Source organism: Neosynechococcus sphagnicola sy1, from assembly GCF_000775285.1.
In the GTDB taxonomy this organism is placed as follows: domain Bacteria; phylum Cyanobacteriota; class Cyanobacteriia; order Neosynechococcales; family Neosynechococcaceae; genus Neosynechococcus; species Neosynechococcus sphagnicola.
In genome coordinates, this window is the sequence record NZ_JJML01000051.1 from 13,518 (window position 1) to 37,904 (window position 24,387).

Here is a 24,387-nt window from a genome sequence, read left to right on the forward strand (position 1 = left end):
TTTTAAGGTGGCCCAGGGTGATGGGTGGGTCGGCAACCCTAACGGCTGAGACGGGGTCATGGAAGGACATCACTTGCCTGCGCCCATCCTTTGTCGGTAGCTGCCAGCATGAACCGTAACTTTTGGATTATTGCTCTAATTTCGCTGATTAACTCTCTCAGCCTCACGATTCTGATTCCCGTTATTTATCTCTATGGCCGGCAATATGGGCTAAATGATTTCCAGACCAGTTTATTGTTCTCGGTGTACTCCATCGCTCAATTCTTTGCCACCCCTGTGATTGGGAAGCTGTCCGATCGCTTTGGCCGTAAACCCCTGCTGATGATCAGCCTTCTGGGAACCGTGGTTGCCAATCTCATTGCTGGCACCGCTGCAACGGCTGGGGTGCTCTTTTTTGCTCGGTTTCTGGATGGGATTACAGGGGGGAATGCAGCCGTGGCCCAAGCGGTAATTTCAGATGTGACCACACCGGAGAACCGCGCTCGTGGCTTTGGCATTAATGGGGCTGCCTTTGGCTTTGGGTTTGTTTTAGGGCCTGCCATGAGTTTGTTAGCACAACAGATTTCCTTGGGGGCTGCTTTTTTGGTGTCAGGCGCGATCGCCTTTGTTGCCCTGATGATTACCCTGTTCTACTTACCTGAGAGTCTGCCTGTCAAAGCAGTGGTTGTCCGCCAAAACTTGTTTGATTTAGGTCTGAAAAACTTAATCACAGGATTGACCTTTCCCAAGGTGGGGATTCTCTTGATCATCAACTTTCTGATTGGCACTACTTTCACCATCTTTACCTATGCCTTTCAGCCCTACTTCATTCAGGTACTCCACCAAACCAATCAGTCTTTGACCCTGATGTTTCTGGTCTTTGGAGTCTTAGGGGTGCTGATGCAAACCTGGGGGATCTCAGTCCTCACGCGAAAAATCAATTTAGTGGCGATTCTATTTCTGGGTTTATTGGTGCGTGGGGCTTCATTTCTGATGATGCCAATTTGGGCGAATGTCATCTATTTCGTTGGGGTAACGATCCTGTTTTCCCTGTTTAACTCCCTGGTGCAACCGATGATTAATGCCTTGATTTCCTTAAATGCCAGGGCTGAAGATCAAGGAACGGTGCTGGGATTGAATGCTTCCTATCTCAGTGTTTCCAATGCTATTGGCCCGATCATTGCCGGGTTGATGATTCATCAATCCCATCCAGAAACCTATGCCTATCCCCTCTATTTGGCAGGTCTATTAACCTTGGGGGTGTTGATTTTCGCCGTTGCCATCCGCGATCGCTATCAGGTGCAGCCAGGAACTTTTGCTTAATCCTAACTAAAAATAAAATTGGCTCAGAACAGGTTTGCAAAAGCATAGAGCTTCATCCCCCAACGCTTTTGAAACATCCTCTAAGATGGGTATATCTCATGGGATAACCTTTTTTCAGTCAACATCAGACTATCCTGCGGAATGCCTCTCTAAACGACTTCCAGGTGTTGCACTTTTAGTTTGAATTGGTGTTCGATTTCAGCAAAACCTCCTCCTATTTGGAGTCGTGAGATAGATGAAGGATTTTCCATCTGTGGATGCGATCGCCGCTGAAATTTCTACTGAAACCGCTTTCATCCAGGTGGGGCCGATTGTTGAACGGGTCAAACTAAAATCGCGATCACCAACTGCAAGCCTGAAGGCTTCTAAAGATGAAATCCGCACCAGCCTGAAAGCCTCAACCCTAGACGGGGTCTTCGCCACCCTGTTCTCAAATGTGACAGGGGGGGTATTGCTGACCAACTTTTTGCTAGAACTGGGGGCGAGTCCTACCGAGATCGGGGTTCTAGCATCAATTCCGATGCTGGCAAATCTGATGCAGCCAATTGGAGCATACTTCTCTGAACAAACCAACAGCCGTCACGACTATTGCTTTTGGGTTTACAGCATTTCGCGATCGCTATGGGTTGGGTTGGCGATCGCCATTTTCCTGGTCGGCAGGAATCACGCTGCCCCCAACTTCCTAATTGAGATTACCTTGGGCGTTGCCATCTTCAGTTACTTTCTGGGGGCCCTAGGCAGTGCCCCTTGGCTGAGTTGGATGGCAGCATTAGTGCCCCGCTCTTTGCGGGGACGCTACTTTGGTTTGCGGAGTAGCGCCGCTAACTTAACCAATCTGATCTCGATGCCGTTGCTAGGATTCGTGGTGTCTAGATGGCAAGGAGGTTCGATCCAGGGCTATAGCGTTGTGCTGATTCTGGGTGTTGTGTCTGGACTAGTCAGCCTGTGTTTTCAGAATTTCATGGTGGATGTGAATCCCCAGTCGGGGCAAGAAGTATTCTCTATTCACACAATTGAAGCCGATGACTCTTTTAGCCAACCAACCAGCCAAACTCTCTTCCAGCCTATTTCACTGGCCAGCATCTGGCAAGATTCAAACTTTCTCAAGTTCCTTGTTTATGTTAACCTGTGGACATTTTCAGTGAACCTCAGCGCCCCATTCTTCAATGTCTATTTGCTCAATGACTTGGCTTTAGATATTAGCCAAGTCACACTTTATAACAGCTTGTCAGCTGGGGCAAACCTACTGCTGTTGATGTTTTGGGGAAAGCTGGCAGATCGGATTGGCAACCGTCCGATTTTGATTGGCGTGGGGATTGTGTTTGCTATCTTCCCGATTTTTTGGCTCATGACTGGCACCAATCCATTATCTACCTGGGTATGGCTACCACTGCTGCACCTGATTGCCGGAGCAACAGCAGCGGCAATCGACCTTTGTTCTAACAACTTTCAGATGGGAATCGCCCCCCATCATAACCAGTCCACTTACTTTGGCATCGCAGCAGCCTTTGCTGGCATCAGTGGCGCACTGGGAACCACGGCTGGAGGCTTTTTTGCTCAGTTAGGCTATGGCGGCTTGCTGGGACTGTTCGCTTTCTCCAGCGTACTGCGGCTCGGAGCCTTGTTACCTCTGATTTTTGTACAGGAGCGGCAATTACCGGAGTGAGAATGGGTGTAGATGTTTCTGGACTCCCCTCAACCCCCACGGGACTCGGCGCTCCTTGAGGTTGAAAGCTGCTCATATAGCCATCGCCATAAACCTTTGTGCGATGGAGTGTCAGGCAGTCGCTCAGAATCAGTGCTTGACAGTCTGCTCATATCCTCAGTTGGCTGACTGGCGCTATCATTTGCCTGTAAAACACTATAAGTTGATCGGAATACCGTACTAGACTCAATCTGTCATTGCGGAGCTGGCAATACATGGCTATTGCTCCCAAAATTCACTCAGGAGATCAGGCAGGATTTTCTTGATGCTCCTTACCCAACTCAGCGATCGCAGTTCTGGTCTCCGATTGAGAAATTATATTACAGTGCACCTACCGATTTCTGGGGGATTAACCCATTAACTAGAGTAGACGGATGGCCGTGACCTTTTCAGATCCATCAATTTATAAGCGATATCGCCTGCGAGAACACGCCGACCCCTCTTTTCATGGGCATCTTTAGGTGATAAAGTACAGTATCTCGATCGGTTTTAAGTAATTTATACAATGGAGAACATTTGCACCATGGTTGATCGCCTCGTCAAGAATCTGTTCCCAAGGATAACCACTCAGAAATCTGCCTCCTCAAAATCCCTGGCAGGCCCGGTGAAGCTACCCCGTCGGCGGGCATTGACCCTCCTGAGTCTGTTTGTGGCATCCGGCATCGGTTTAGGTTGGCTGACACAGGCACAACCGGCAAATCCACAGAACAAGGATGTGGAATTGACACTGGTTACCTATGCTGTGACCAAAGCTGCTTACGAGAAAATCATTCCTCTCTTTGCAGCCAAATGGAAGCGAGAAACAGGACAAACCATTCGGTTTAAGCAGAGCTATGGGGGATCAGGTTCCCAAACACGGGCAGTCATTGACGGCTTGCAAGCGGATATTGTGCAACTAGCCCTTGCTGGGGATACTAATAAGATTCAGAAAGCTGGCTTGATCAATCCAGGTTGGGAAAAGGAAGTTCCCAACAATGGCACTGTGACCAAGTCTGTAATCGCCCTTGTGGTGCGGCCCGGCAACCCGAAAAAGATTAAGGACTGGGGGGATCTCACTAAAAACGGCATTCGTGTGATTACGGCCAATCCCAAAACCTCTGGCGGGGCTCGCTGGAACTTTTTAGGGTTGTGGGGTTCGGTGAGCGAAACCGGCGGGAATGAAGCCAAGGCACGGCAGTATGTAACTCAGGTTTACAAAAATGTACCCATCCTCCCCAAAGATGCCCGGGAAGCATCGGATATTTTCTTCAAGCAAGACCAGGGTGATGTGTTGTTGAACTACGAGAATGAAGTTATCTTGGCGAGACTGAACGGAGAAGTTCAGCCCTATGTCCTACCCTCTGTGAACATTTCGATTGATGCGCCGGTAGCTGTGGTGGATAAGAATGTGGACAAGCACGGCACCCGCAAGCCATCAGAGGCGTTTGTGAAATTTTTATTCACCCCAGAAGCCCAACGAGAATTTGCTAAATCAGGTTTCCGTCCTGTCAATGCAACCGTTGCCAAAGAGTTCTCTAGTAAGTACCCCAAAATCAGCAAGCTCTACACGGTAAAAGACTTTGGCGGCTGGGATGCCGTTCAACAAAAGTTTTTTGCGGATGGGGCCATTTTTGATCAAATTCAAAAAGAGAAACGGTAGGACGGTGTGCTCAGGAGTGGGGGGGCTGTCATTGGTTGGGAGGTCATGTGAGACACAATTGCAACCGTTCACCCAGATTCTAAGGAGAGAGGGGATCTGAAAAAGTCATCGCTCCCACGCTGATCAAAGCCCCAAAAGCTGATGATGGCGCTGCATGGCGATCCTGAGAGGGGATATTCTTAACCGCAAAAGGATAGGTTCCCGATCGGCGCTGATGGATGATGGTGATGCTGCTGGTTACAGGTTTTCATACTGGTGGTCAATCCCAAACTGTTTATGTTTGAATGGATGAAAAGTGTGGTGCTACGGTCTATGATTTCCGACCACTTTGTCGGAATTGAATCAAGCCTTGAGGAACTTGTCATGCGTCAACTTTCATCCATGTCTCTCCTAGGGATACTGGCCTTCTCAGCCGCAGGTTGTTCGGCTTTGACGGGTAGTGCCCCCCCCAGTCCCCAGCCATCCGCATCCCCCGCTCCTATCGCTGCGGCAACTCCGGCTCCAGTCATCGCCCAAAAACCTGCCACGGATGCAACTGGCAAGCCTATGGTTACAAAGGTTCCTGGGAATCAAGCTGCGAGTGATACGAGTTTGATCCAATCCACCAACCCAGACGCACGGTTGCAAGAAATTCAGAAAGGTCGCACCGATCCGTTCTCTTTGTTAGCGATCTCCCCGGATGTGACCCTTCCCCCTTCTTTAGTGGTTGGCCCGACCAAACCCATCAGGCGTCTGCCACCCCCCCCTCCCCAACCCGATCTAGCACGGGCTGTAGAAGTGACCGGAGTGGTGCAGATTGGGAACACCATTCAGGCAATTCTCAAAGCACCCAATGAGCCTTCCAGTCGCTATGTTCGTGCCGGACAGCGGCTCTCGAATGGCCAGGTACTGGTGAAGCGGATCATCCTAGGAATGGGTGGGAATCCAATTGTAGTGCTAGAAGAACATGGCATTGAAGTCAACAAAACCCTGTCCGAGCGAACCGCTAGTGCAGTTTAGCTGTCCTGGTTTTTCGAGCATCCCTTGGCAGCTGCGCCAGCGCTAGAGTGTAATAGTACCCTCCAGGCTGGTGTGCTCAGCCCTTTGCCGCCATGACCTACCCTACTAATAATGGTTCCTGGTTCCCATGGGAATTCGGGGATCTTGGATTCGGAAATATTGAGAGTGCAGAGGTCGCTGAGGAAGAGAATAAGCTATCAAAACTGGCGCGATCGCACCTGTGGCCGTCCTTCTATGACCCTCAACCAGCCCAGGATGGGGAGTTGCTGAGGCAACTTGCCTTTGTGCCAGGGTTGAAAGAGTTTCTGATGTTGCGTCAGGTGCATGCCCTGGAACACGCAACTGTCTGGGTGTTAAGTGGTCGTTCCAGTCAGCCTCTGTCCACAGGACCCATTGATGACGGCGATCTGGGTGGCCTGTCTACGGATCAAGGCTTTTATATATACGGTCAGGTACAGCAAACGCAGGTGCGGCGGGCTGTGACGCAAGCACTGTACCGACTCACCACGGGTGAGTGGGAACTTGCCCTCCATCCTCGCTGTGGCACTAATCTATCGGTTGGGATGCTGTTGCTGGCGAGTTTAGCAGTGGGGATTCATGTCGTGTTTCCCAGAGGACCCCTGGAACAATTATTAGGACTAGGACTTGCAGCTACCACAGCGGCGCAACTCACCCCTGATTTAGGCCGACTGACCCAGCAATACTTGATGACGGCGATTCCCTTTAATTTAGAGATTGCCGCCGTCCGACCCGTATTGGACGGGGAGGGTCGGTTTGCTTACTTTGTCCAGGTTCAGTGGATTGAGTCCTCCTGTCCGTAAGCCATCACAGCAATAAAACTTAAAGACCTCGATCGCCAGAGGGTCGCGATTGAGTAGTAACCTGGAATCAATTCACCGTGTGAGTACGAGATTAAAACAGAAGGGGAAAACACTCATGGTTCAACGCGGTTCTAAAGTTCGCATTCTCCGTAAAGAATCCTACTGGTATCAGGACGTTGGCACTGTGGCTTCCATTGACCAAAGTGGCATTAAATATTCCGTGATTGTCCGCTTCGACCGAGTTAACTATACAGGCTTCAGTGGCAATGCGTCTGGGGTAAACACCAATAATTTTGCCCTTGATGAATTGGTAGAAGTTGGGGCTCCCAAGGCGAAGAAGTCAGCGAAGTAGTAGCGAAGGAATCCCTGAGCTAGCAGTTGGGGTAGCCATCCCTACCCTGGCAAAAGTTCACTCTCCCGTTGGGTGACACTGCTAATCCAGGTCATTTTGAGTATGAGGAGCCCACTTCTCAGCTTATCTCTACAGATCGCCAGACTCAGATTAAAATCACACATTGCCGGAATTACCAGAAGTTGAAACGGTTCGCCGGGGACTCAACCAAGTCACCCTTAACCGAACCATCCAGGGTGGATCTGTGTTGCTACCACGCACCATTGCCCACCCTGTTTTTGTGAATGCCTTTCTAGCGGGTTTAAAGGGAGCCGAGATCGCCCAGTGGCATCGGCGGGGCAAGTATTTACTGGCATCGCTCACCCGGACATCGATGATCAAAAATTTTCCTCCGGCCATCGAAGGCTCAACTCTACCCCTAGTGGATGGGGGATGGCTAGGGGTACATCTGCGGATGACGGGGCAATTGTTGTGGTTAACCCAAGATCAACCGTTGCAAAAACATACCCGCGTCCGACTCTGGTTTGAACAGGGTCAGGAACTGCGATTTGTGGATCAACGTACCTTTGGGCAAATGTGGTGGGTGCCACCCGGCATTGCCCCTGCAACGATTATTCCTGGCTTAAAAAAACCTCGGGCCGGAACCATTTGACCCAGAATTTTCCACCGTGTACCTGGCTGAGCAACTCCACCAGCGTCGTCGTCCGATCAAATCTGCCTTACTCGATCAAACCTTGGTAGCGGGTGTCGGCAATATCTATGCCGATGAGGCGCTGTTCCAGAGCGGGATTCGACCCGATACATGGTGTGCCGACCTCAAGCCAGCGCAAATTCAGCGGTTGCAGCAGGCCATTATCAATGTGTTGCAGGCCAGTATTACCGTCGGCGGCACCAGTTTCAGCACCTTTTTGAATGTCCAGGGCATTAATGGCAACTATGGCGGCACCGCCTGGGTCTACGACCGTGAAGGTCAACCCTGCCGCGTTTGTGCTACTCCCATTCAACGCTTGAAATTGGCAGGGCGTTCCACCCATTTTTGTCCCCACTGTCAGCACTAGGATGCTGCCAACCTTGGGCTGATGGATCAAGCGTTTAACAGGGATGATTTTTTGACAGACCACTAGGCATTTTGGCTGTTTTGCAGATCTCATTACCCAACGACCCCAGACAGCAATTCCGATACAATGGCAGGGATTATGCTCCGGCACTGCTGAGTCAATTGATACCATGCAGCAACTCAACAACGCTTTTACCATCTTCCTCAGCCTATTAGTAGAAGCCCTGCCTTTTTTGCTGCTAGGTGTGCTGTTTTCCAGCATATTATTGTTGTTTGTCGATGAGCGGCGTCTGATCAAGATGCTGCCCAAAAATCCCCTGCTGGGAGCCTTGGTGGGGAGTTTGGTGGGGTTCCTCTTCCCGGTGTGCGAATGCGGCAATATTCCCGTCGCCCGTCGGTTATTGATCCAAGGGGTACCGACCCCCGTGGCCATTGGGTTTTTGCTGGCAGCTCCAACGATCAACCCGATTGTGATCTGGGCAACTTGGACAGCATTCCGCGATCAGCCTGAAATTGTGGTGTTGCGGGTGGGGTTCTCGCTGTTCATTGCCACGGTTTTAGGTTGGGTATTTAGTGTCCAAGCTGATTTACGTCCCCTGTTGCAGGCCAGCTTGGTTCGAGCCATGCCCCAGCCTCGACCCTCCCACCCAGAAAATTTGGCAGCAGCATCCGGAGCGGAACTTTTGCAGTCAGGCACCTTTTGGCTGGGACAGCCGGGACAGACTGATTTGATGAGTGTGGCCACACTCCAGGCCAACTTGGTGGCAGCGGTTCCTTTACCTGCGTCCTGGATGGCTCGTCTACCCATGTTTGTGGACAATGCTATGCAGGAGTTAAAAGAGCTGGGAGGGGTGCTGGTTGTCGGCAGTGCGATCGCAGCGTTATTGCAAGTCTTTGTGCCCCGCGACATTATTTTGGGCTTAGGTCAGGGGCCGGTAACCTCAATTCTTGCCATGATGGGGTTGGCTACCGTGGTTTCCATCTGCTCTACGGTGGATTCTTTCTTTGCCCTGTCCTTTGCAGCGACGTTTACCAGCGGCTCCCTTTTGGCCTTTTTAGTCTTTGGCCCCATGATTGACCTCAAGGCCATTGGTCTGATGCTGTCGATTTTTCGCCCCCGAGCCATTGTCTATTTATTTGTGATTGCTGCCCAGTTAACCTTTCTGTTAACCCTGTTTGTGAATCTATATGTCAGCTAGCCTCCCCACCTCTAGCCAGCCTCGTCGTCCGGGTTCCAACCGCTCTCAGGCGCTATTGCCTTGGTTGGATGTTGGGGCGATCGCCGCTTGGGGGGGACTACTGCTGACCTACTGGTTAACCGGTAAACTCAACCTGCTCATTCATCCCCAATACACCTGGTTGGCGATCTCAGGGGGCATGGGTATGCTCTTGATCAGTGCCTGGAAAGCCTGGGAATTACTGCGATCGCAGGGACTAAAAACTGCTGGAGCCACTTCGGCGGTGTCCCATATCACGCTGTTCCCACCGGGTTGGAGTAGCACCTTACTTCTGATCACGGCACTGCTGGGGTTTCTGATTAGCCCTCGGGTGTTCACCAGCCAAACCGCCTTTCATCGAGGGGTGACCGATTCTTTGGCCTTGACCAGAACCCATCCCCAGGCATTTCACAGTGCGGTGAAACCTGAAGAACGCAGCTTGATTGACTGGGTTCGGACTTTAAATGTTTATCCAGAACCGGATGCTTACACCGGACAGCCCGTCAAGGTGCAGGGATTTGTCATCCATGCCCCCGAACTACCCGATAACTACTTACTGATCTCCCGATTTGTGATTACCTGCTGTGCAGCGGATGTCTACCCTGTCAGTTTGCCGGTGAAGTTGACCCAGAGTCGTCGCTACTACCCACCCGATATCTGGCTGGAAATTGAAGGTCGGATGATCACGGAAGTTTTGAGTGGCCAGCGAAAACTGACCATTCAACCCCAGAAACTCACCGGGATTCCCGAACCGAAGAACCCTTACGAGTACTAAAACAAAACCAGTTGAATGGGCTGGGTCGCACGACAAAACCCAGTGCGAGACTCCGGTAGGGGTTCGGGGTGCTCTTGAATGGCAGGACAATAGCGGCGGTAGGAACAGGGGTCACAATGTTGACCGGGGGCAGGATGCCACTGGTGATCGGTACGCAATTGCATTGCCAGATCTTGAATCATCTGCAACACCCTTTCTCGGTGAACTGGGGTGGCAACAAAACAGATCTTCTCCCCCGATCGCAGGCAAAGGAGGCTGAGTTGTTTGAGGCTTTGGGCATAGCGTTGTTCCAAGGCCAAGTAGTAGAGGCCAATCTGAACATCGAGTAACGTGGATTCCGGGATTTGTTTGTCGCGCCCAGACTTATAGTCGATGAGTTCCAGACCATCCTCGAACCAGTCCAGACGGTCATAGCGGCCAGTAATGCCAAACTCCAGGTTTTGGATCTCAAGCCGTCCTTGGAGTTTCCCCTCCACCGCCACGGGTTTTCGCAGGGTTGGCTGGGCGGCAATAAACTGATGGTAATAGGTATCCAGGATCGATTTCCCCTCGGCGACTTGAGCCGGACTGAGGTTGCTAATGGATTGCTGCCAGCAGTGGTGAACCCAGTCCAGTGGCGGCAAAGGCTCTTGATAATGCCAGTCCCAGTAGATCTTGGCTAGGGCTTGGTGAAGGGCAGTTCCTAGATTGGCCGCGCCAAAGTAACCCGGTTGTTTGATTCCCCTTTCATAACGGTAATAGTAGGACTGGGGACACCGCTGGTAGGTCTGGAGCCGTGATGCTGACAGGGGATAAGCCATGATTCAGTTTAGTCTGGCAACCTCGGTTAGTTAAGGATGGGGAGTGCCCAACCCAGCGATGAGTGCTTGCTTCAAGGGGGAAATTGCCAGAGTGTCAAGTTTCTAAGGGACTAATTCACCAGACGCAAAAACAGACTGCCTCGGTGGACTCCCGCCTCACTACGGGTGCTGTTGAGGCTAACTGTTCGCAGGTGATCGAGCATCGGTGTCCCGATTATTTTCACCCATTGAAACAGAGGAAACGATCGTTCCAGGAAGGACTGACTCCCCTGCCAATCCAGATAGACATAGCCATTGTTGGGGGTGGGCAATGGGGCAATCGCCTGCTGGAAAGGAGCCGTGGTGAGTAAAGATCCAGAAGTGGCTCGATGGATCGCCGCCCTCATGGCCTCTACGGAGGTGGCAAAAATTTCGTACTTGCCCAAGGTGGCATGTACCCCTTGCACCTGAGCCTGCAGTTGCAAATTGGCAGTTTTTTCAGCCGCAACCGGGGGCGCAGCGGTCAGTTTTGTCCAAGCAGAGACCTGTTGACCTTGCAAATTCAGGGGGCTGGTACCATATCCTTGATCCCGGGCAATTTCATCCAGGTGGGCGATCGCCGATGTGGCTGCGGGCGATCGCTGGGTGACAAAAATCCAATCTGGCTGGGTTGAGGTCGGCAGTAACCCCAAGGCATACTCATCGGTGACCCAACTAAAAATAGTCTCAGGGAGATCAAGACCCCATTGCTGCTGGACGTTAGTCAGGGATTGTTGCAGTAAGGAAGCCAGGGCAGGGTACCCTGAAACACTTGCCGTCAATTGAGTCCACAGGTTGTTCAGGTTTGTCCCAGAAAGGGTCAGGAGGCTGCCCCCCGGAAGATATTGCAGGGCCTCCACGGGCTGGGAAAGGGAGGGCACTGTGGCGGCTAAGGTTTGACCGGGAGCGCCCAGGAAGGCAATTTCTGCCAGTAGCCCTTGGGGATGCAGCCCTAGGGCGATCGCTAAACTGTCGTAGAGGGGTTCGGGGGTATCAGGATTCTGAAGTTGACTGGCTCCTGTCCAGGTGCCCAGTTGGGGCAGATTCAGAAACACCCAACCAATCTGACCCTGGGGTAAACTTTTGACCGCCTGTTGATAGTTGGTGGCCGTGGCTAAATTGAGATCGGGAGCCTGAACATTGTTGATAGCATCCTTGGCAACCTTGGGATAGTTGGCAAACAACACAAAGCGATCTCCCACCACGGCGGTGGTTAACGTCGTTGGCGGGATTGGGTTGGGCGGTTGGGGTTGTCGCTGTTTAACCTTGGGGTTGGCCAAGACATCAACGGGGGCTTGGGCATGGATCAGCTTCACACCCTGATATTGCTCAAAGATCAAATCTTGCCCCGCGATCGCCTGTTTTTGCCAAAAGATCTGTAAAAATTCCCGCGCCTTTTGGGGATCTTGGGTCGCCACCGCCAATAAATAGCCCGGTTGCTGACCATTGTCTGGGTTGCGATCCACATCCCAGGTGGTAATCGCCAGGGTAACTTCTGACCCCAGCCAGGGTTGTATCTCCTGTTGGTAGTCCAGGCCGGTACTCCCGAGTAAGCGCTGGCGCAGTTGACGGATCTCCGACCGGAGATGACGGCGTTCCCCTGGAGCGGCCAGTACCAGCGGCAACTGTTCTAACCGATCGGGGTTGACCAGCAGGGATGCCACCATCGGAGACTGCTTGGGAATCAAGATCGCCGCTTCCGGATGGGAGAGCTTCCCGCCTTGCAGTAAGGTCAACGGGTTGTGCGATCGCAGCCAGAAGAGACCGACGATGCCGATCAACAGCAGCACCAAAACAGTCGCAGCCAGGAAGGAGAAAAACGAGCGTGGCTTCATAGCGAAATGTGCGGGAGGAGCAAGGAAGGCTAAAACCAACCCAGGACTATTATTTCACCTCCCGGTAGCACTACAAAACCACGAGGAGTAAGCTCTGCCGCTCTTAATTGTCCGTCTCGTCAGCCCCAGCATCCCTAACCAGGGAATTTAGCAGCGACCTCTGCCCCAAATTCCAGGGGGAATGAACTACTGTGGCTCTGCCTGTAAGGCTTGCACCAGTTCTGCCAATTGTTCGCGACTGGCCTGATAGACCTGATTGCAGAAATGACAAGTTGCTTCAGCGCCATTATCTTTTTCCATCATGTCCTGCAATTCTTCCACCCCCAGCAGTTTTAAAGCCCCTAACATCCGCTCAAAGGAACAACCACAGTGGAAGCGCACCAGTTGTACTTCGGGGAGGATTTCCAAACCCATATCTCCAAGCAATTGGGCGAAAATCTGCGGGAGGGTTTTCCCCGCTTTCATCAAAGGAGTAAAGCCCGATAGCTGAGAGACTCGTGACTCTAAGGTTTCCACCAGGTCTTGATCCTGAGCTGCTTTAGGCATCACTTGAATTAACAGGCCACCGGATGCCACCACCTGATCCGGCTCCACCAAGACACCCAGCACCAAGGCGGAAGGAGTCTGTTCTGAAACCGCCAGGTAATGAGCCATATCCTCCCCAATCTCCCCCGAGACCAGCTCGACGGTTCCCGAATAGGGGTACCCATAGCCAACATCTCGAATCACATACAAAAAGCCTTGGGAACCAACCGCACCCCCGACATCTAGCTTGCCCTTGGCATTGGGAGGCAGTTCCACATCCGGGTGATCCACGTAGCCCCGCACCGTACCATCCAAACCGGCATCCACCAGAACGCCCCCCAAGGGCCCGTTCCCTTTGATCCGGATGTTGACACGGGAATCGGGTCGCTTCATACTCGAGACCAGTAACAGTCCAGCGGTCATGGTACGCCCCAAGGCGGCAGTTGCCACATAGGAAAGACGATGTCGTTGTCTTGCTTCTTGGACGAGACGGGTCGAGATCACACCAACGGCTCGAATTCCTCCCGCTACGGCGGTGGCTCGGAGTAGCTGATCAGCCATGAAGTTCCTTACAATTCTTAATAACTACCACTCTTCTCTATAGTAAGTCCTAACTGATCACAACGCCGATGGATGGGGCTGTGATCATTTGATCCTAGATGCCCCGTTTAGATTTTGCTTAACCGAGATTAGATATAGCGGTTATCAATCTACTGAAGCACAGTAACAGCAGTGAGTAAACCAACCGAGTATGTTCTTTATCGTTACTTCTGCAAATGCGGTTTCTAACGCTTGGAGTAAATCAGGATACGTCCTTGCTCCAAGACGACGGAGAATGCTCTTAATTTTGAACCAACAGTTCTCAAGGGGTGAAAAATCCGGTGAGTAAGGGGGCAGATAGATAATTTGCGCTCCGGCAGCTGTAATCAAGGCTTCGAGTCCTGATTCACGAAAGTCAACTTCTCTCGGATGGCCAATTGCTGATTCAGCAGGGAGCAAGGGTTCTATCACTTTCCACTCCGCATCAGTTAAGTCGCTGGGATACTCTTTGCGAAGGATCTTGATTAGAATTGAGTACTCACTTCACCTTCACTCACAAGGTTTGCTTCTAACTTGCAACTTCATCTTTCTTTAGAAACAGCCTCTAAATACTATACTAGAAACTTGCAAATCAAACGTTCTTGGCAGTCGTTGTCGCTCTCAGAGGGTGTTTGCAACAGTTCCTCAGCTGTGTCTGAGATAGGAGGTTTTATGGTCAGCGAAGTCAACGTGGTTTCAGGGCACGGCATTCCCTTGGTAGGGAATGATATTGATACCGATCGCATCATCCCGGCTCGGTTTCTGCGCTGTGTCACCTTTGATGGCCTTGGTGCCCATGTCTTTACCGACGATCGCGCCCAAGCTCTAGGACACCATGCCTTTGATCAGCCCCAATACCAGGGAGCCGAGATTCTGGTGGTAAATCGTAACTTTGGCTGTGGTTCCAGTCGAGAGCATGCTCCCCAAGCGATCGCCAAATGGGGTATCCGAGCCATTGTGGGGGAGAGTTTCGCTGAGATCTTCTTAGGCAATTGCTTGGCCATGGGGATTCCCTGCGTCACCGCTAACCCTGAGACCCTCAAACAACTCCAAGAACATCTGGCAGCCAATCCCCAGACGACCCTCACCCTTGATTTAGAAGTGATGGAAATTCGCTGGGGGGATGTTGCAGCCCCCATCTCCCTTAATGAAGGCTCCCGACAGATGCTAACAATGGGCACCTGGGATGCCTGTGGCCAATTGGTTGCCCAAGCCGAGCAGATTCGGAGTACGGTGGCGCAAATACCCTATGTGCAGTGGTCAAACCTAGCGGTTCGCTAGCTGGGCACTTCCGAGCCAGCATCCGCCCACTGGGTAAATGGGTGGTTCACTAGGGAAGTGTTGTAGTAGCGGCGATCGCCCGAAACCTCCTGCCCAATCCACCCAGGGAGGTCGATCTGTTGCTGTTCATCGGCTAGCTCCACTTCCGCGAGAATTAACCCCTGGTTGTCCCCATGAAATTCGTCCACCTCCCACACCACATCTGCCACCGAAATGGTGTAGCGAGTTTTCTCAATCAAGGGGCGATCGCAGAGGTCGTCGAGGAGCTGCATGGCCTCTGCCAGGGGAATGGGATATTCAAACTCTAGGCGGGCATTGCCCACCGTCGGCCCTTTCAAGGTTAAGTAACCAGCATTGTCTGCTACCCGTACCCGCACGGTTTGATCCCCCACGGTGGCAATATAACCCTGGCGGTAGCAGACCCCCTGACCCAGCGATCGCCAGGCATCTCCCTGGACAAGGAACTTGCGCTCAATCTCAACAGCCATGGTGGATGGGGTTACCCCTGGTTCAAAAACAAAATGCGGCCACTTCGGCAGCGGTGGGCTGAGATGCGATCGCCCCAGTTCTGACGGTGGCAAGTGCCCCCACCGCACTGGCATAGATCACCATATCCCGGGCAATTTGGGGATCGGCCAGACCGGTAAGCCCTAGACGACAGAGTTGATGAATAAAGCCAGCGAGAAAGCTATCTCCGGCTCCCGTGGTATCAACCACATCGGCGGGGAAGGCAGGCACCCGCCCCTCTTGCTGCTGGAAGGCATAGGCACAGCCTGCGGCTCCCGACGTAATCAACACACCTTCTAAGTGATCAAGCTGATGGGCGATCACCCCTGGCTCCGCCGTCCCAAATAACCAAATAGCTTCTGCATGGGAGAGTTTGAGAAAACTCCACCCGCGCGATCAGCGGCTGAATCCGTGCCTGAGCCAAGTCGGGGTTCGGCCAGAAAACGGGTCGCCAGTTCACATCTAAGATCACTTTCAGGTAATACTGCTCTGCCAGCTCTAAAGCCCGTGCGATCGCCCGCCGACTGTCAGCATAGGCTAACTCTAAGGTGCCTAATACCAAGTAGTCGGCGGCTCTAAACAGTTCCACCGGTAATTGCTCTGCTTGCAGGTAGGCATCGGCAAAATCAGCCGCATCAGCTCCATGGAAACCGACAAACTGGATATTCTCAGCCTGGGGGCGGAGGACTCGAATTTTTCGCGTCGGTGCGGTGGGCGAGTACTGAACTCCCGTGGTGTCAACCCCTGCGGTCTCTAATACCTCCACCAACGCCATCCCCGCTTCATCCTCACCTACACACCCGACAAACCCTGCCGTTGTTCCCAATTTAACCAGGGCTGACGCAACATTGGCAGGCGCTCCCCCCGCATGAGGGGTCCACGACGTTACAGATTCAACAGATGCCACGGGTTGATCCGCGATCTCATCCCATAAAACTTCGCCCAGACAAAGCACACGGGGAAAGTCCTGAGTAGCCATTTAGTTTAGAGAATGGAAGCTATGACATGGAAGCAATGAATTCCATTGTCTCAGAATTCCCGAAACCAGATGGAGCCCTGAGATAGTTTTTCAGACATAAACCCAATCAAGCTTAAGGCTGATGCATGTTCAGGGCTAATTTGGCGGCGTTCTGGGCTGCCCGACAAAGGTTTTCTCTAAATTTCTGTGGTTAACTTCCTGGCTTTAGCTTCTCCCTAGCCCCATCACCAACCTGACCAGCGGTTGAAACGGAGGGGGACTGAGTGAATAGCTAAGGAATACACTAAACTAGAAAAGCTGTCGAATTTTTTCACAACTCCCATGGCTGTTCCTAAGAAGAAAACGTCACAATCAAAGCGTGACAAGCGTCGGGCCACCTGGAAACGGAAAGCGGTTCTAGAAGCCCAAAAAGCAATTTCCCTCGGCAAATCCATCCTGACGGGACGGGGCAATTTTGTTTATCCCCCGAATGAAGAGGCAGACGACGAGCCATAACTGATGCTGGGTAAATTCTTCCAGAAACCAGAAGCTGATCAGAGTCAACGGGTGCCCCCTGGCCAACATCTTGCCAGTGGCTTTCCGGTTCTGACCTATGGGCAAACCCCTGAGGTTACAACCACAGAGTGGCAGTTAGAGATTTGGGGTGCTGCGCAGTCTGCAACTTTTTCCTGGTCAGACCTGATGGCGATGCCGCAGCACAACTTCACGGCGGATTTTCACTGTGTCACTCGCTGGTCAAAACTGGATGTGCAGTGGACAGGGGTGAAGGTGACTGATCTCATGAGCCATCTATCGGTCGATCCCAAGGCGCTGTATCTAATGCAGCATAGCTACGGCGACTACACTACCAATATTTCCTTGGTAGACTTTCTGCGTCAGGAGAACTTCTTGGCTCATACGCTGTTTGGTCAACCCTTACCAAAGGAGCACGGTGGGCCGGTTCGGCTGGTCGTTCCTCACCTCTATGCTTGGAAAAGTGCCAAGTGGCTGCGGGGGTTAGAGTTCCTGGAGCAAGAAGACTTGGGTTTCTGGGAACGGAATGGCTATCACCGTCGAGGCGAACCTTGGGGTGAAGAACGTTACAGTGGCAATGGCTGAATCCACGCGTTTACGGTATTGGAATAGTAGAATATATTGCCGACGATGAGGGTCGATCGGTCTCCTAACCGAGGAGTGGTTTGCTTAAGACGTTGGCAAGATTTAAGGAGAGGTGGCAGAGTGGTCGATTGCGTCTGACTTGAAATCAGATGAGCCCTTGCGGGTTCCCAGGGTTCGAATCCCTGCCTCTCCGTCATTTGATCATCCAATAGTGTCCAACACGATCTATATAGATCCTTTCTGGCAAAGGATCTAACTTATTTTAGCGTTCAACCAAGTTCCAGATTATCCATTGTCATCCAGGGGCATTTGGGAGGAGAGCTGGGGCTTGAGAAGGATCTGCCCCCAATGCGGATCGGGATGGAGTCCGCAATACTCAAGCATCTGAGAAACATCCTCGCCAGCCTCACCGCCCCCCTGGTGGTGTTCTTTGGTTCCGATGTCACTCCCTCAGCTATCGGCCACAATTTTGAGTTGTTGAATATTCCACAGAGTACCTCCCAAGCCAGAGACCTGCACCCCCTGAACATGATTGCGAACTGCTGCTAAGGTTAGCGGGTTAATGAGATAAATAAACGGTAAGTATTCTTGGGTAATTTTCTGGGTCTTGGCATAGATTGCCTTTCGTTTGGTTTCATCTAACTCCTGTGCCCCCTGGATATACAGTTGACCAATTTCCTGCTCCCAGTCAGTAACGACCCGTCCGACTAGAGGCAATTGACCCGCTTGTGGTTTTTGATTAAAGGTGTGTAACCCTCCCTCGGGTGACCAAATATTGGCTCCATCATTGGGCTCTACCCCCCCCGTAAAGCCGAGGAAATAGCATTCCCATTCCAAAGAATTTGATAACTTATCTACGAGGACATTGAAGTTAATAAAATTTAAATCAACCTGAATACCGATCTTGGCAAGATCTTGTTTGATCTGAGCACAAATAGCTTCAGCGGTTCTACTGCCTGTGTTGGCTAGGAGTGTGAATCGAACTCGGTTGCCTTGAACATCCAATAATTGTCCTTGGTTGCTATAGCGAAAACCAGATTTTTTCAGCAGGTTTTTTGCCTTTTCTAGATCGTAATTGTAAACCCTCAGACCTTGATCAGGAGATAGATAGTAGGGGCTTTGAACCGAGATTGGAGAATTTTGCAACTCTCCCAAACCTCGATAAATATTGTTAATTAAGGTCTGGCGATCAATAGCATAGGCAATGGCCTGTCTAAATGCCAAGGTGTTGAACCAGCGAGATTTAATCGGATCCACCAAGGGTTGGCCATTAGGGCGATGTCCTTGGTTGAGATTAAAGGAAATAAAGGTGGTGCCAGAAGCGGGGCCGCCATTATATATTGTGAACTTGCCCCGCTGTTCCTCACGTTTCAGGAGTGAAAATGTTAAGGGGGAAATATTTAACACATCTAAACTGCCAGAGCGAAACTGTAACAATGCCGTGTCTGTTGACTCCACAATTTGCCATACAAAACGCTCAATATAGGGCAATGGCTGGCCTTGTTCATCGTGACGCCAGTAGTAAGGATTGCGCTTGAAAATCACCCTTTGACTGGTGGTATAACGCTCGATCATGAAGGGACCATTGCAGATAATTTGTTCGGGAGGTGTGTTGGTTCCCCACGCTGACAAGAGCCGGGGCTTCCCATCCGAGTCAACGGTTTCTACCAGGGGACGCAGTACGTGTTCGGGCAAAATCGGCAGCCCGGTGCTGCGCAAAAAGGGTGCAAAGGGTTCCGGCACTGTAAATTCAATCCGCCGCTGATCCAGTTGTTGGACATGCGGTAAAGCGCGGCTGGTACCAATTCGCAGCACATCCCTGGCATCGGTGGGAATTTGGTTGTTGAAGAAGATACTGTTGTAGGTAAACACCACATCTGCTGCCGTCAATGGTTGACCGTCAGACCACTTCAAATGTTCTCGTAGGGTGAAGACAATTTGTTTTTTATCAGCTGAGAATTTCCAAGACTCGGCCAGGGCTGGTTCAATTTCTCCCGTTACCCCATTTTCTGTAATCAATCCCTCATAAATGTAGGTGAAAACGTTGGGAGACTCTTGATTTAGAGGGTAATTAAAGGTCTTGGGATCGCCCAAGGTCGGGGCAACCAACTCAGGTACCTGAGTGGCATTGGTTCTCAACTGATCGGGGTTACAGGCTGACAACCCACTCGCCAGCAATAAGCTAAACCCCACCAGCAGCCAGCGACGCAGCAGAGACACAGCAGCAGAAATCATTCTCCCTTCCTTCCTATTGACGGCGGTTCCCGAGGTCAGCAGCTTGAGTTTTGAGGACTTAACCGTTACAACTGAGTCAAGAGACTCCATTCCCAAGACCGATGCTCCATGGGTTGCTGTAACGAGGTTGCATGAGTACCGCAGTTATAACAGTCACGCAAAGTATCTCTGATTATGCAGAACCCTCAGGTATATTCAATATTATTCAGAGGACTACCTATGCCTAGAAGACTTGCGATCGCCGCTCTTGGCCTGATGCTAGCAGTTGCTCTGCCGGGTCGAGCCTTGGCAGAATCCGTTTTAGAAAAAGTGGCACGTACCGGAGTCCTGACGGCGGGTACCAGCACGGATGCCGTGCCCCTGGCTTACATTGATGACAAGGGCAATTTCGTCGGTTATTCCGTAGACATCCTAGAGATCGTGCGATCGCAACTCGAAAAAGAATTAGGTAAACCGATCAAGCTGGAACTGGTGGGGGTCACGGTTGCCGATCGCATCCCTAAACTTGTCAGCGAGGAACTGGATATTGTCTGTGAAGCCTCCAGTTTTACCTGGGAGCGGGAAAAATATGTTGATTTTTCAGTGGATTATGGCATTACTGGCACCCGGTTACTGGTGAAAAAGGGAAGTCCCCTGAGCACACCCCAGTCCTTAGTGGGCAAGCGCATTGGGGTGATTCCTCAATCAGTCAATGCCCAGGTGATGAAGCTGGTTCAACCCCAAGCAACCTTTGTCCCGGTGAAAGATCGAGCGGAAGGCGCTACGGCTCTTGAGCAAGGCAAACTGGATGCCCTCGCCTCGGATGGCATCTTGCTGGAAGGATTTCGGCTAACGGCGAGTAACCCCGATGCCTTTGCCGTGGTACCCGCAAAACCCTATGCCATTCAAGGGCTTGCCTGTATGTTGCCCGAAAATGATTCCTCCTTCCGGGATCTGGTGAACTATAGCCTGGTGAGCTTCATGCAAGGGGTAGAAACTGGCGACAAGCAATCGACGGCCATTATTGATCGCTGGTTTGGCCCCGAAGGCATAGTGACGCTGAATCGGGAAATGATCGATAATTTCTTTCGATTTGTGGTGGATTCCTACGAGCAAATCCCACTCACCCAGAAATAACATACCCTAGCCTAATGAAAATCTTGGTGCTGAATGCTGGGTCAAGTAGCCACAAAAGTTGTCTCTACGAGTTTGGCGATAGCCTGCCTGAGCAGCCCCTTAAACCACTGTGGGAAGCCCAGGTTGACTGGGCCTCTCAGCCGGGGATGGCTGAGTTAAGGGTCAAAACGGTCGATATCCCTTCCTATGAAACGGTGTTTCCCTCCGTCTCTCGGTTTGAGGATACACTGCGACTTCTGCAAACCATCTGGTCTGGAGAAGTTCCGGTGGTGAGTCAACCCGGTGACATCGACATCGTGGGGCATCGGGTGGTGCATGGTGGGCGAGACTATCAAGAAAGTACCTGGGTGAACCCTGCGGTCAAGGCCGAGATCGCCCAGTTAGCGACCTTGGCTCCAGTCCATAACCCCGTTAACTTGCAGGGCATTGACATCATTGAGCAGTGCTTAGGGACGGTGCCCCAAGTTGCCGTATTTGACACCGCCTTCCACAGCCAAATGCCCATGGCGGCGAAGGTTTATCCCATTCCCTGGCAGTGGTTTGAACAGGGCATTCAACGCTATGGGTTCCACGGCATTAGTCATCAATATGTAGCCACCCGTGCTGCGGAAATTCTCCACCAACCCCTGACGGATTTGCGGCTGATTACCTGCCATTTGGGGAATGGTTGCTCTTTAGCGGCCATTCACCAGGGGCATAGTATCGACACGACAATGGGCTTTACGCCCTTAGAAGGGCTGATGATGGGCTGCCGCTCTGGATCGGTTGATCCGGGGATTTTGCTGCACCTGATCCGCCACCACCATCTCGATGCTCAACAACTAGATACATTATTAAATCAAGAATCGGGTCTGAAGGGGGTGTCTGGTAGCTCTGGGGATATGCGCCAAATTCTCAAGCAGGCGGCGGCGGGGGATGGGCAGGCAAATCTAGCACTAGCGGTTTATATTCATCGCCTGCGATCGCACATCGGATCGATGTTAGCGGCGCTTGGAGGGCTGGATGCCTTGGTGTTCACCGGAGGGGTGGGGGAAAATGCGGCCCCGATTCGGGCGGCGGTTTGTGAAGCCTTTGGCTTTTTAGGCTTGAACTTAGATCTGGCCCAAAATATGCAGTCTCCTTGTGATCAAGATATTGCCACCCTGGATTCACGGGTGCGAGTGCTGGTCATTCATACCCAAGAAGATTGGGCGATCGCCCAAGAATGTTGGCGACTCAGCCAATCCCCTCAGAAGGCCGTAGTAACCACGCACGTCCCATAATGTCCCAGAGACTTAGTCCTCACAGCCGCTTCCACTCCTGAAGGGGAATAAGATAAGCTCAATTTATTATTTCAGTAGTGGGAGGATTTCCCCCTTGAAAATCTCGACAACATCAGGTTTGGTGGGCTTCTTACTGACACTCTCTGCCCTTCATCCCCCAGAAGCAACCGCTGCCCTGAACCAGTCATCAGCACAGCATGCTCCGCCAACGATTGAAGCCCGGTTGACGGCTATTACCGCAGCCCTTCGCAGTCGAGAAACCCAACTTCCGGAAGCACCACAAACTTTGCCCTTCGATCTCAAAGAGGGTTTGAAGTTGGCCTGGGGAAATTGGGGAAATTGGCGTAACGGCAGCTGGCGTAACGGCGGTTGGCGAGACTGGCGCAATGGCTGGCGGGATGGTGGCGGCTTTGTTAACTTCCGCAACTGGTAACCTTGAGCAGGGGAGAAGCATCCTTCTACCCTAGGTAACACTCTCATTGGCCCTCGTCATGATCCCAGAGCAACTCGCGTCCCCCCTCCCTATTCCTGAACATCGACTCGCAGAAATTGATCACTTTGGGCCGATCAGTCTGGTGATTATCCAGGCAACGTCTTTTTGCAATTTGGACTGCGATTACTGCTATTTGCCCGATCGGCAAAGCAAGAAAAACTTGTCACTGGATCTGATTGAACCGATTTTCACTCAACTGTTTACTAGCCGATTTTTAGGTGAAGAGTTTACAATTTGTTGGCATGCTGGGGAGCCGTTAGCGGTACCGATTGAGTTCTACGATGCGGCGCTGTCAAAAATCAACCTCCTGGATCAAAAACTGAATAAACAACGGTATCTAGTTCGGCAATCAATTCAGACTAATGGTACCCTGATTAATCCAGCTTGGTGCGATTTGTTTAAAAAATATCAAGTCAATGTCGGCATCAGTTTAGATGGCCCAGCCTTTATCCACGACGCTCATCGCAAGACCCGCACAGGAATTGGTACCCATGCCAGTGTGATGCGGGGTATTGAACATTTAAGGAACCATGATCTTGATTTTAATATTATTGCTGTCATCACCCAAGAATCCTTAGATTATCCAGATGAAATCTTCAATTTCTTTATGGAGAATGGGATTATAGATGTCGGATTTAATATCGAAGAATTAGAAGGAGTTAATCGTAGTTCTTCTTTGCAAAATCCTGATGCAGAGCGGCGCTTTCGGGCATTTATACAGAGATTTTGGCAACTCGCTGCTGAAGCTCAGGGTGTTTTTAGACTGCGAGAGTTTGAGCGTATTTGCAGCCTTATTTATGCTGGGGATAGAATTCCTAGAAGTGGGCTCTCAAGCCCCTTTGCAATTATCAACATTGATTACCAAGGTAATTTCTCCACCTTTGATCCGGAGCTATTAGCCGTCAAGGTTGAACCCTACGGCAACTTCATTCTTGGAAATATTTTAGAGGATAGTTTTGAGTCTGTTTGCCACACAGAAAAATTCTGGGAAATTTACCAGGATATTGAGGCTGGTGTTCGTCTTTGCCAACAAAAATGTCAATACTATGGTGTCTGTGGCGGTGGTTCAGCCAGCAACAAATATTGGGAACATGGCAGCTTTCGTGTTGCTGAAACCATGGCTTGTCGCTTCTATGAACAGATGGTGACGGATGTGGTTTTGGCCGGGTTAGAATCTTCTTTGGGACTCCATTAATTCCCTCGATAATACATCAAGTAACTAGACAGGTAGAACAAACGGATGATGCTGACTTTCTCTCGCTCAGAAGGGTAGAGATAAGTAAAGGATGTATAGCATTTTTCACTCTTGTGAGGCGTAGTAGCAACAGTGAGTGAACCAATTTTTGAGGTTTTCCAAAGATACTTGAGAAAAAGCGTCTTCAATGGCATTAGCGAGATCGGGATAGCTGCGTGCCCCAATCGTCCGCAAAATATTTTTTAATCTTTGAGAAGCAATTTTCTATCGGTGAAAAGTCTGGAGAATAGGGAGGTAAATAAATCAACTTAGCACCCACGTCCTCAATCAGCTTTCTGATCGTGTCATGGTTGTGTATCGAGTAGTTATCCATAATCACACAAGCTCCTTTCCAAAGTTTCGGAACCAGGTGGCGAGCAATGAAGGCTTCAAAGGTCAAACCATCGGTTGAACCGACGATACTTACGTTAGTGACAACGGTTTTGAGGCTGATTGCACTGATTGTAGAGACTCGTTTACCTCGCTTGCTGGGGCGCTTACCCCGTGCTCTTTTACCTTTAGGGGCACGAGCATGTAACCGGGTGAGGGCTAAATCAA

Annotated in this window: 22 protein-coding genes, 1 tRNA gene and 2 pseudogenes; 17 read left to right on the forward strand and 8 right to left on the reverse strand. The window is 51.2% G+C overall.

Annotated elements, in window-relative coordinates:
* The first annotated feature begins 108 nt into the window (after positions 1 to 108).
* The 9 genes and pseudogenes from DO97_RS17125 to DO97_RS17165 all read left to right on the forward strand — a co-directional run bounded on the left by DO97_RS17125 (position 109) and on the right by DO97_RS17165 (position 9,867).
* The gene (locus DO97_RS17125; protein WP_036535805.1) at positions 109 to 1,302 is read left to right on the forward strand and encodes an MFS transporter; all 1,194 of its coding nucleotides are present in this window, start codon (positions 109 to 111) and stop codon (positions 1,300 to 1,302) included.
* Between the two features lie 235 nt (positions 1,303 to 1,537).
* A complete protein-coding gene (locus DO97_RS17130) occupies positions 1,538 to 2,968 on the forward strand; it encodes an MFS transporter (RefSeq protein WP_156120638.1) in 1,431 nt (476 codons plus the stop codon).
* A 562-nt stretch (positions 2,969 to 3,530) separates the two neighbouring features.
* On the forward strand, positions 3,531 to 4,646 hold the full coding sequence (locus DO97_RS17135) for a sulfate ABC transporter substrate-binding protein (RefSeq protein ID WP_081980824.1): 1,116 nt from the start codon (positions 3,531 to 3,533) through the stop codon (positions 4,644 to 4,646).
* 255 nt (positions 4,647 to 4,901) lie between these two features.
* Entirely contained in the window at positions 4,902 to 5,645 is a 744-nt protein-coding gene (locus tag DO97_RS21430) for a hypothetical protein (protein WP_052128894.1), read from the forward strand.
* 92 nt (positions 5,646 to 5,737) lie between these two features.
* A complete protein-coding gene (locus DO97_RS17145; RefSeq protein ID WP_239651828.1) occupies positions 5,738 to 6,466 on the forward strand; it encodes a DUF6391 domain-containing protein in 729 nt (242 codons plus the stop codon).
* Between the two features lie 115 nt (positions 6,467 to 6,581).
* The gene (locus DO97_RS17150) at positions 6,582 to 6,818 is read left to right on the forward strand and encodes a photosystem I reaction center subunit IV (protein ID WP_036535769.1); all 237 of its coding nucleotides are present in this window, start codon (positions 6,582 to 6,584) and stop codon (positions 6,816 to 6,818) included.
* A 163-nt stretch (positions 6,819 to 6,981) separates the two neighbouring features.
* Positions 6,982 to 7,876 (forward strand): annotated as a pseudogene (locus DO97_RS31430) (DNA-formamidopyrimidine glycosylase).
* A 169-nt stretch (positions 7,877 to 8,045) separates the two neighbouring features.
* Entirely contained in the window at positions 8,046 to 9,074 is a 1,029-nt protein-coding gene (locus DO97_RS17160) for a permease (RefSeq protein WP_036535771.1), read from the forward strand.
* On the forward strand, positions 9,064 to 9,867 hold the full coding sequence (locus DO97_RS17165) for a TIGR03943 family putative permease subunit (protein ID WP_036535774.1): 804 nt from the start codon (positions 9,064 to 9,066) through the stop codon (positions 9,865 to 9,867). Before DO97_RS17160 ends, DO97_RS17165 begins: the two co-directional genes overlap by 11 nt.
* Here DO97_RS17165 and DO97_RS17170 read toward each other — a convergent pair.
* The 4 genes from DO97_RS17170 to DO97_RS22510 all read right to left on the reverse strand — a co-directional run bounded on the left by DO97_RS17170 (position 9,864) and on the right by DO97_RS22510 (position 14,056).
* Entirely contained in the window at positions 9,864 to 10,667 is an 804-nt protein-coding gene (locus DO97_RS17170) for a RecB family exonuclease (protein ID WP_036535776.1), read from the reverse strand. The genes DO97_RS17165 and DO97_RS17170 overlap by 4 nt on opposite strands.
* Before the next feature lie 110 nt (positions 10,668 to 10,777).
* Positions 10,778 to 12,520, reverse strand: a complete 1,743-nt coding sequence (locus tag DO97_RS17175) for a DUF3352 domain-containing protein (RefSeq protein ID WP_036535778.1) — start codon at positions 12,518 to 12,520, stop codon at positions 10,778 to 10,780.
* 186 nt (positions 12,521 to 12,706) lie between these two features.
* Positions 12,707 to 13,606, reverse strand: a complete 900-nt coding sequence (hslO, locus tag DO97_RS17180; protein WP_036535779.1) for an Hsp33 family molecular chaperone HslO — start codon at positions 13,604 to 13,606, stop codon at positions 12,707 to 12,709.
* Positions 13,607 to 13,750: 144 nt separating this feature from the next.
* Complete coding sequence (locus DO97_RS22510) at positions 13,751 to 14,056, reverse strand: transposase (protein WP_162183022.1); 306 nt, start codon at positions 14,054 to 14,056, stop codon at positions 13,751 to 13,753.
* A 240-nt stretch (positions 14,057 to 14,296) separates the two neighbouring features.
* On the opposite strand from DO97_RS22510, the gene leuD reads away from it, so the two are divergent.
* Complete coding sequence (gene leuD, locus DO97_RS17185; protein ID WP_036535781.1) at positions 14,297 to 14,905, forward strand: 3-isopropylmalate dehydratase small subunit; 609 nt, start codon at positions 14,297 to 14,299, stop codon at positions 14,903 to 14,905.
* Here the strand turns inward: leuD and DO97_RS17190 are convergent.
* Both DO97_RS17190 and DO97_RS17195 read right to left on the reverse strand, forming a co-directional pair.
* Positions 14,902 to 15,393 (reverse strand): CYTH domain-containing protein, encoded by a 492-nt coding sequence (locus DO97_RS17190; protein ID WP_036535783.1) that lies wholly within the window; start codon positions 15,391 to 15,393, stop codon positions 14,902 to 14,904. The two genes, leuD and DO97_RS17190, sit on opposite strands and share 4 nt — an antisense overlap.
* Before the next feature lie 22 nt (positions 15,394 to 15,415).
* Positions 15,416 to 16,391: pseudogene (locus tag DO97_RS17195) on the reverse strand (carbohydrate kinase family protein).
* A 321-nt stretch (positions 16,392 to 16,712) separates the two neighbouring features.
* On the opposite strand from DO97_RS17195, the gene rpmF reads away from it, so the two are divergent.
* The 3 genes from rpmF (at position 16,713) to DO97_RS17210 (ending at position 17,682) form a co-directional block, all read left to right on the forward strand.
* The gene (rpmF, locus tag DO97_RS17200; RefSeq protein WP_036535785.1) at positions 16,713 to 16,886 is read left to right on the forward strand and encodes a 50S ribosomal protein L32; all 174 of its coding nucleotides are present in this window, start codon (positions 16,713 to 16,715) and stop codon (positions 16,884 to 16,886) included.
* A 3-nt stretch (positions 16,887 to 16,889) separates the two neighbouring features.
* Positions 16,890 to 17,489, forward strand: a complete 600-nt coding sequence (locus tag DO97_RS17205; protein WP_036535787.1) for a sulfite oxidase-like oxidoreductase — start codon at positions 16,890 to 16,892, stop codon at positions 17,487 to 17,489.
* A gap of 106 nt (positions 17,490 to 17,595) precedes the next feature.
* Positions 17,596 to 17,682: transfer RNA gene (locus DO97_RS17210), tRNA-Ser, on the forward strand.
* A gap of 257 nt (positions 17,683 to 17,939) precedes the next feature.
* On the opposite strand, the gene DO97_RS17215 is transcribed toward DO97_RS17210, so the two are convergent.
* A complete protein-coding gene (locus DO97_RS17215; protein WP_036535790.1) occupies positions 17,940 to 19,724 on the reverse strand; it encodes an ABC transporter substrate-binding protein in 1,785 nt (594 codons plus the stop codon).
* Positions 19,725 to 19,943: 219 nt separating this feature from the next.
* Between DO97_RS17215 and grrP the strand changes: the two genes are divergently transcribed.
* The 4 genes from grrP (at position 19,944) to grrM (ending at position 23,790) form a co-directional block, all read left to right on the forward strand.
* Positions 19,944 to 20,840 (forward strand): extracellular substrate binding-like orphan protein GrrP, encoded by an 897-nt coding sequence (grrP, locus tag DO97_RS17220; RefSeq protein ID WP_036535794.1) that lies wholly within the window; start codon positions 19,944 to 19,946, stop codon positions 20,838 to 20,840.
* A gap of 14 nt (positions 20,841 to 20,854) precedes the next feature.
* Positions 20,855 to 22,102, forward strand: coding sequence for an acetate/propionate family kinase (locus DO97_RS17225; RefSeq protein WP_036535796.1), 1,248 nt, complete (start codon positions 20,855 to 20,857; stop codon positions 22,100 to 22,102).
* Between the two features lie 94 nt (positions 22,103 to 22,196).
* Positions 22,197 to 22,535 (forward strand): GrrA/OscA1 family cyclophane-containing rSAM-modified RiPP, encoded by a 339-nt coding sequence (grrA, locus tag DO97_RS17230; RefSeq protein ID WP_036535799.1) that lies wholly within the window; start codon positions 22,197 to 22,199, stop codon positions 22,533 to 22,535.
* Positions 22,536 to 22,593: 58 nt separating this feature from the next.
* Entirely contained in the window at positions 22,594 to 23,790 is a 1,197-nt protein-coding gene (gene grrM, locus DO97_RS17235) for a cyclophane-forming radical SAM/SPASM peptide maturase GrrM/OscB (protein WP_081980826.1), read from the forward strand.
* 193 nt (positions 23,791 to 23,983) lie between these two features.
* Here grrM and DO97_RS22515 read toward each other — a convergent pair.
* A partial coding sequence (locus tag DO97_RS22515) for a transposase (protein ID WP_204368719.1) occupies positions 23,984 to 24,387 on the reverse strand: 404 nt, incomplete at its 5' end.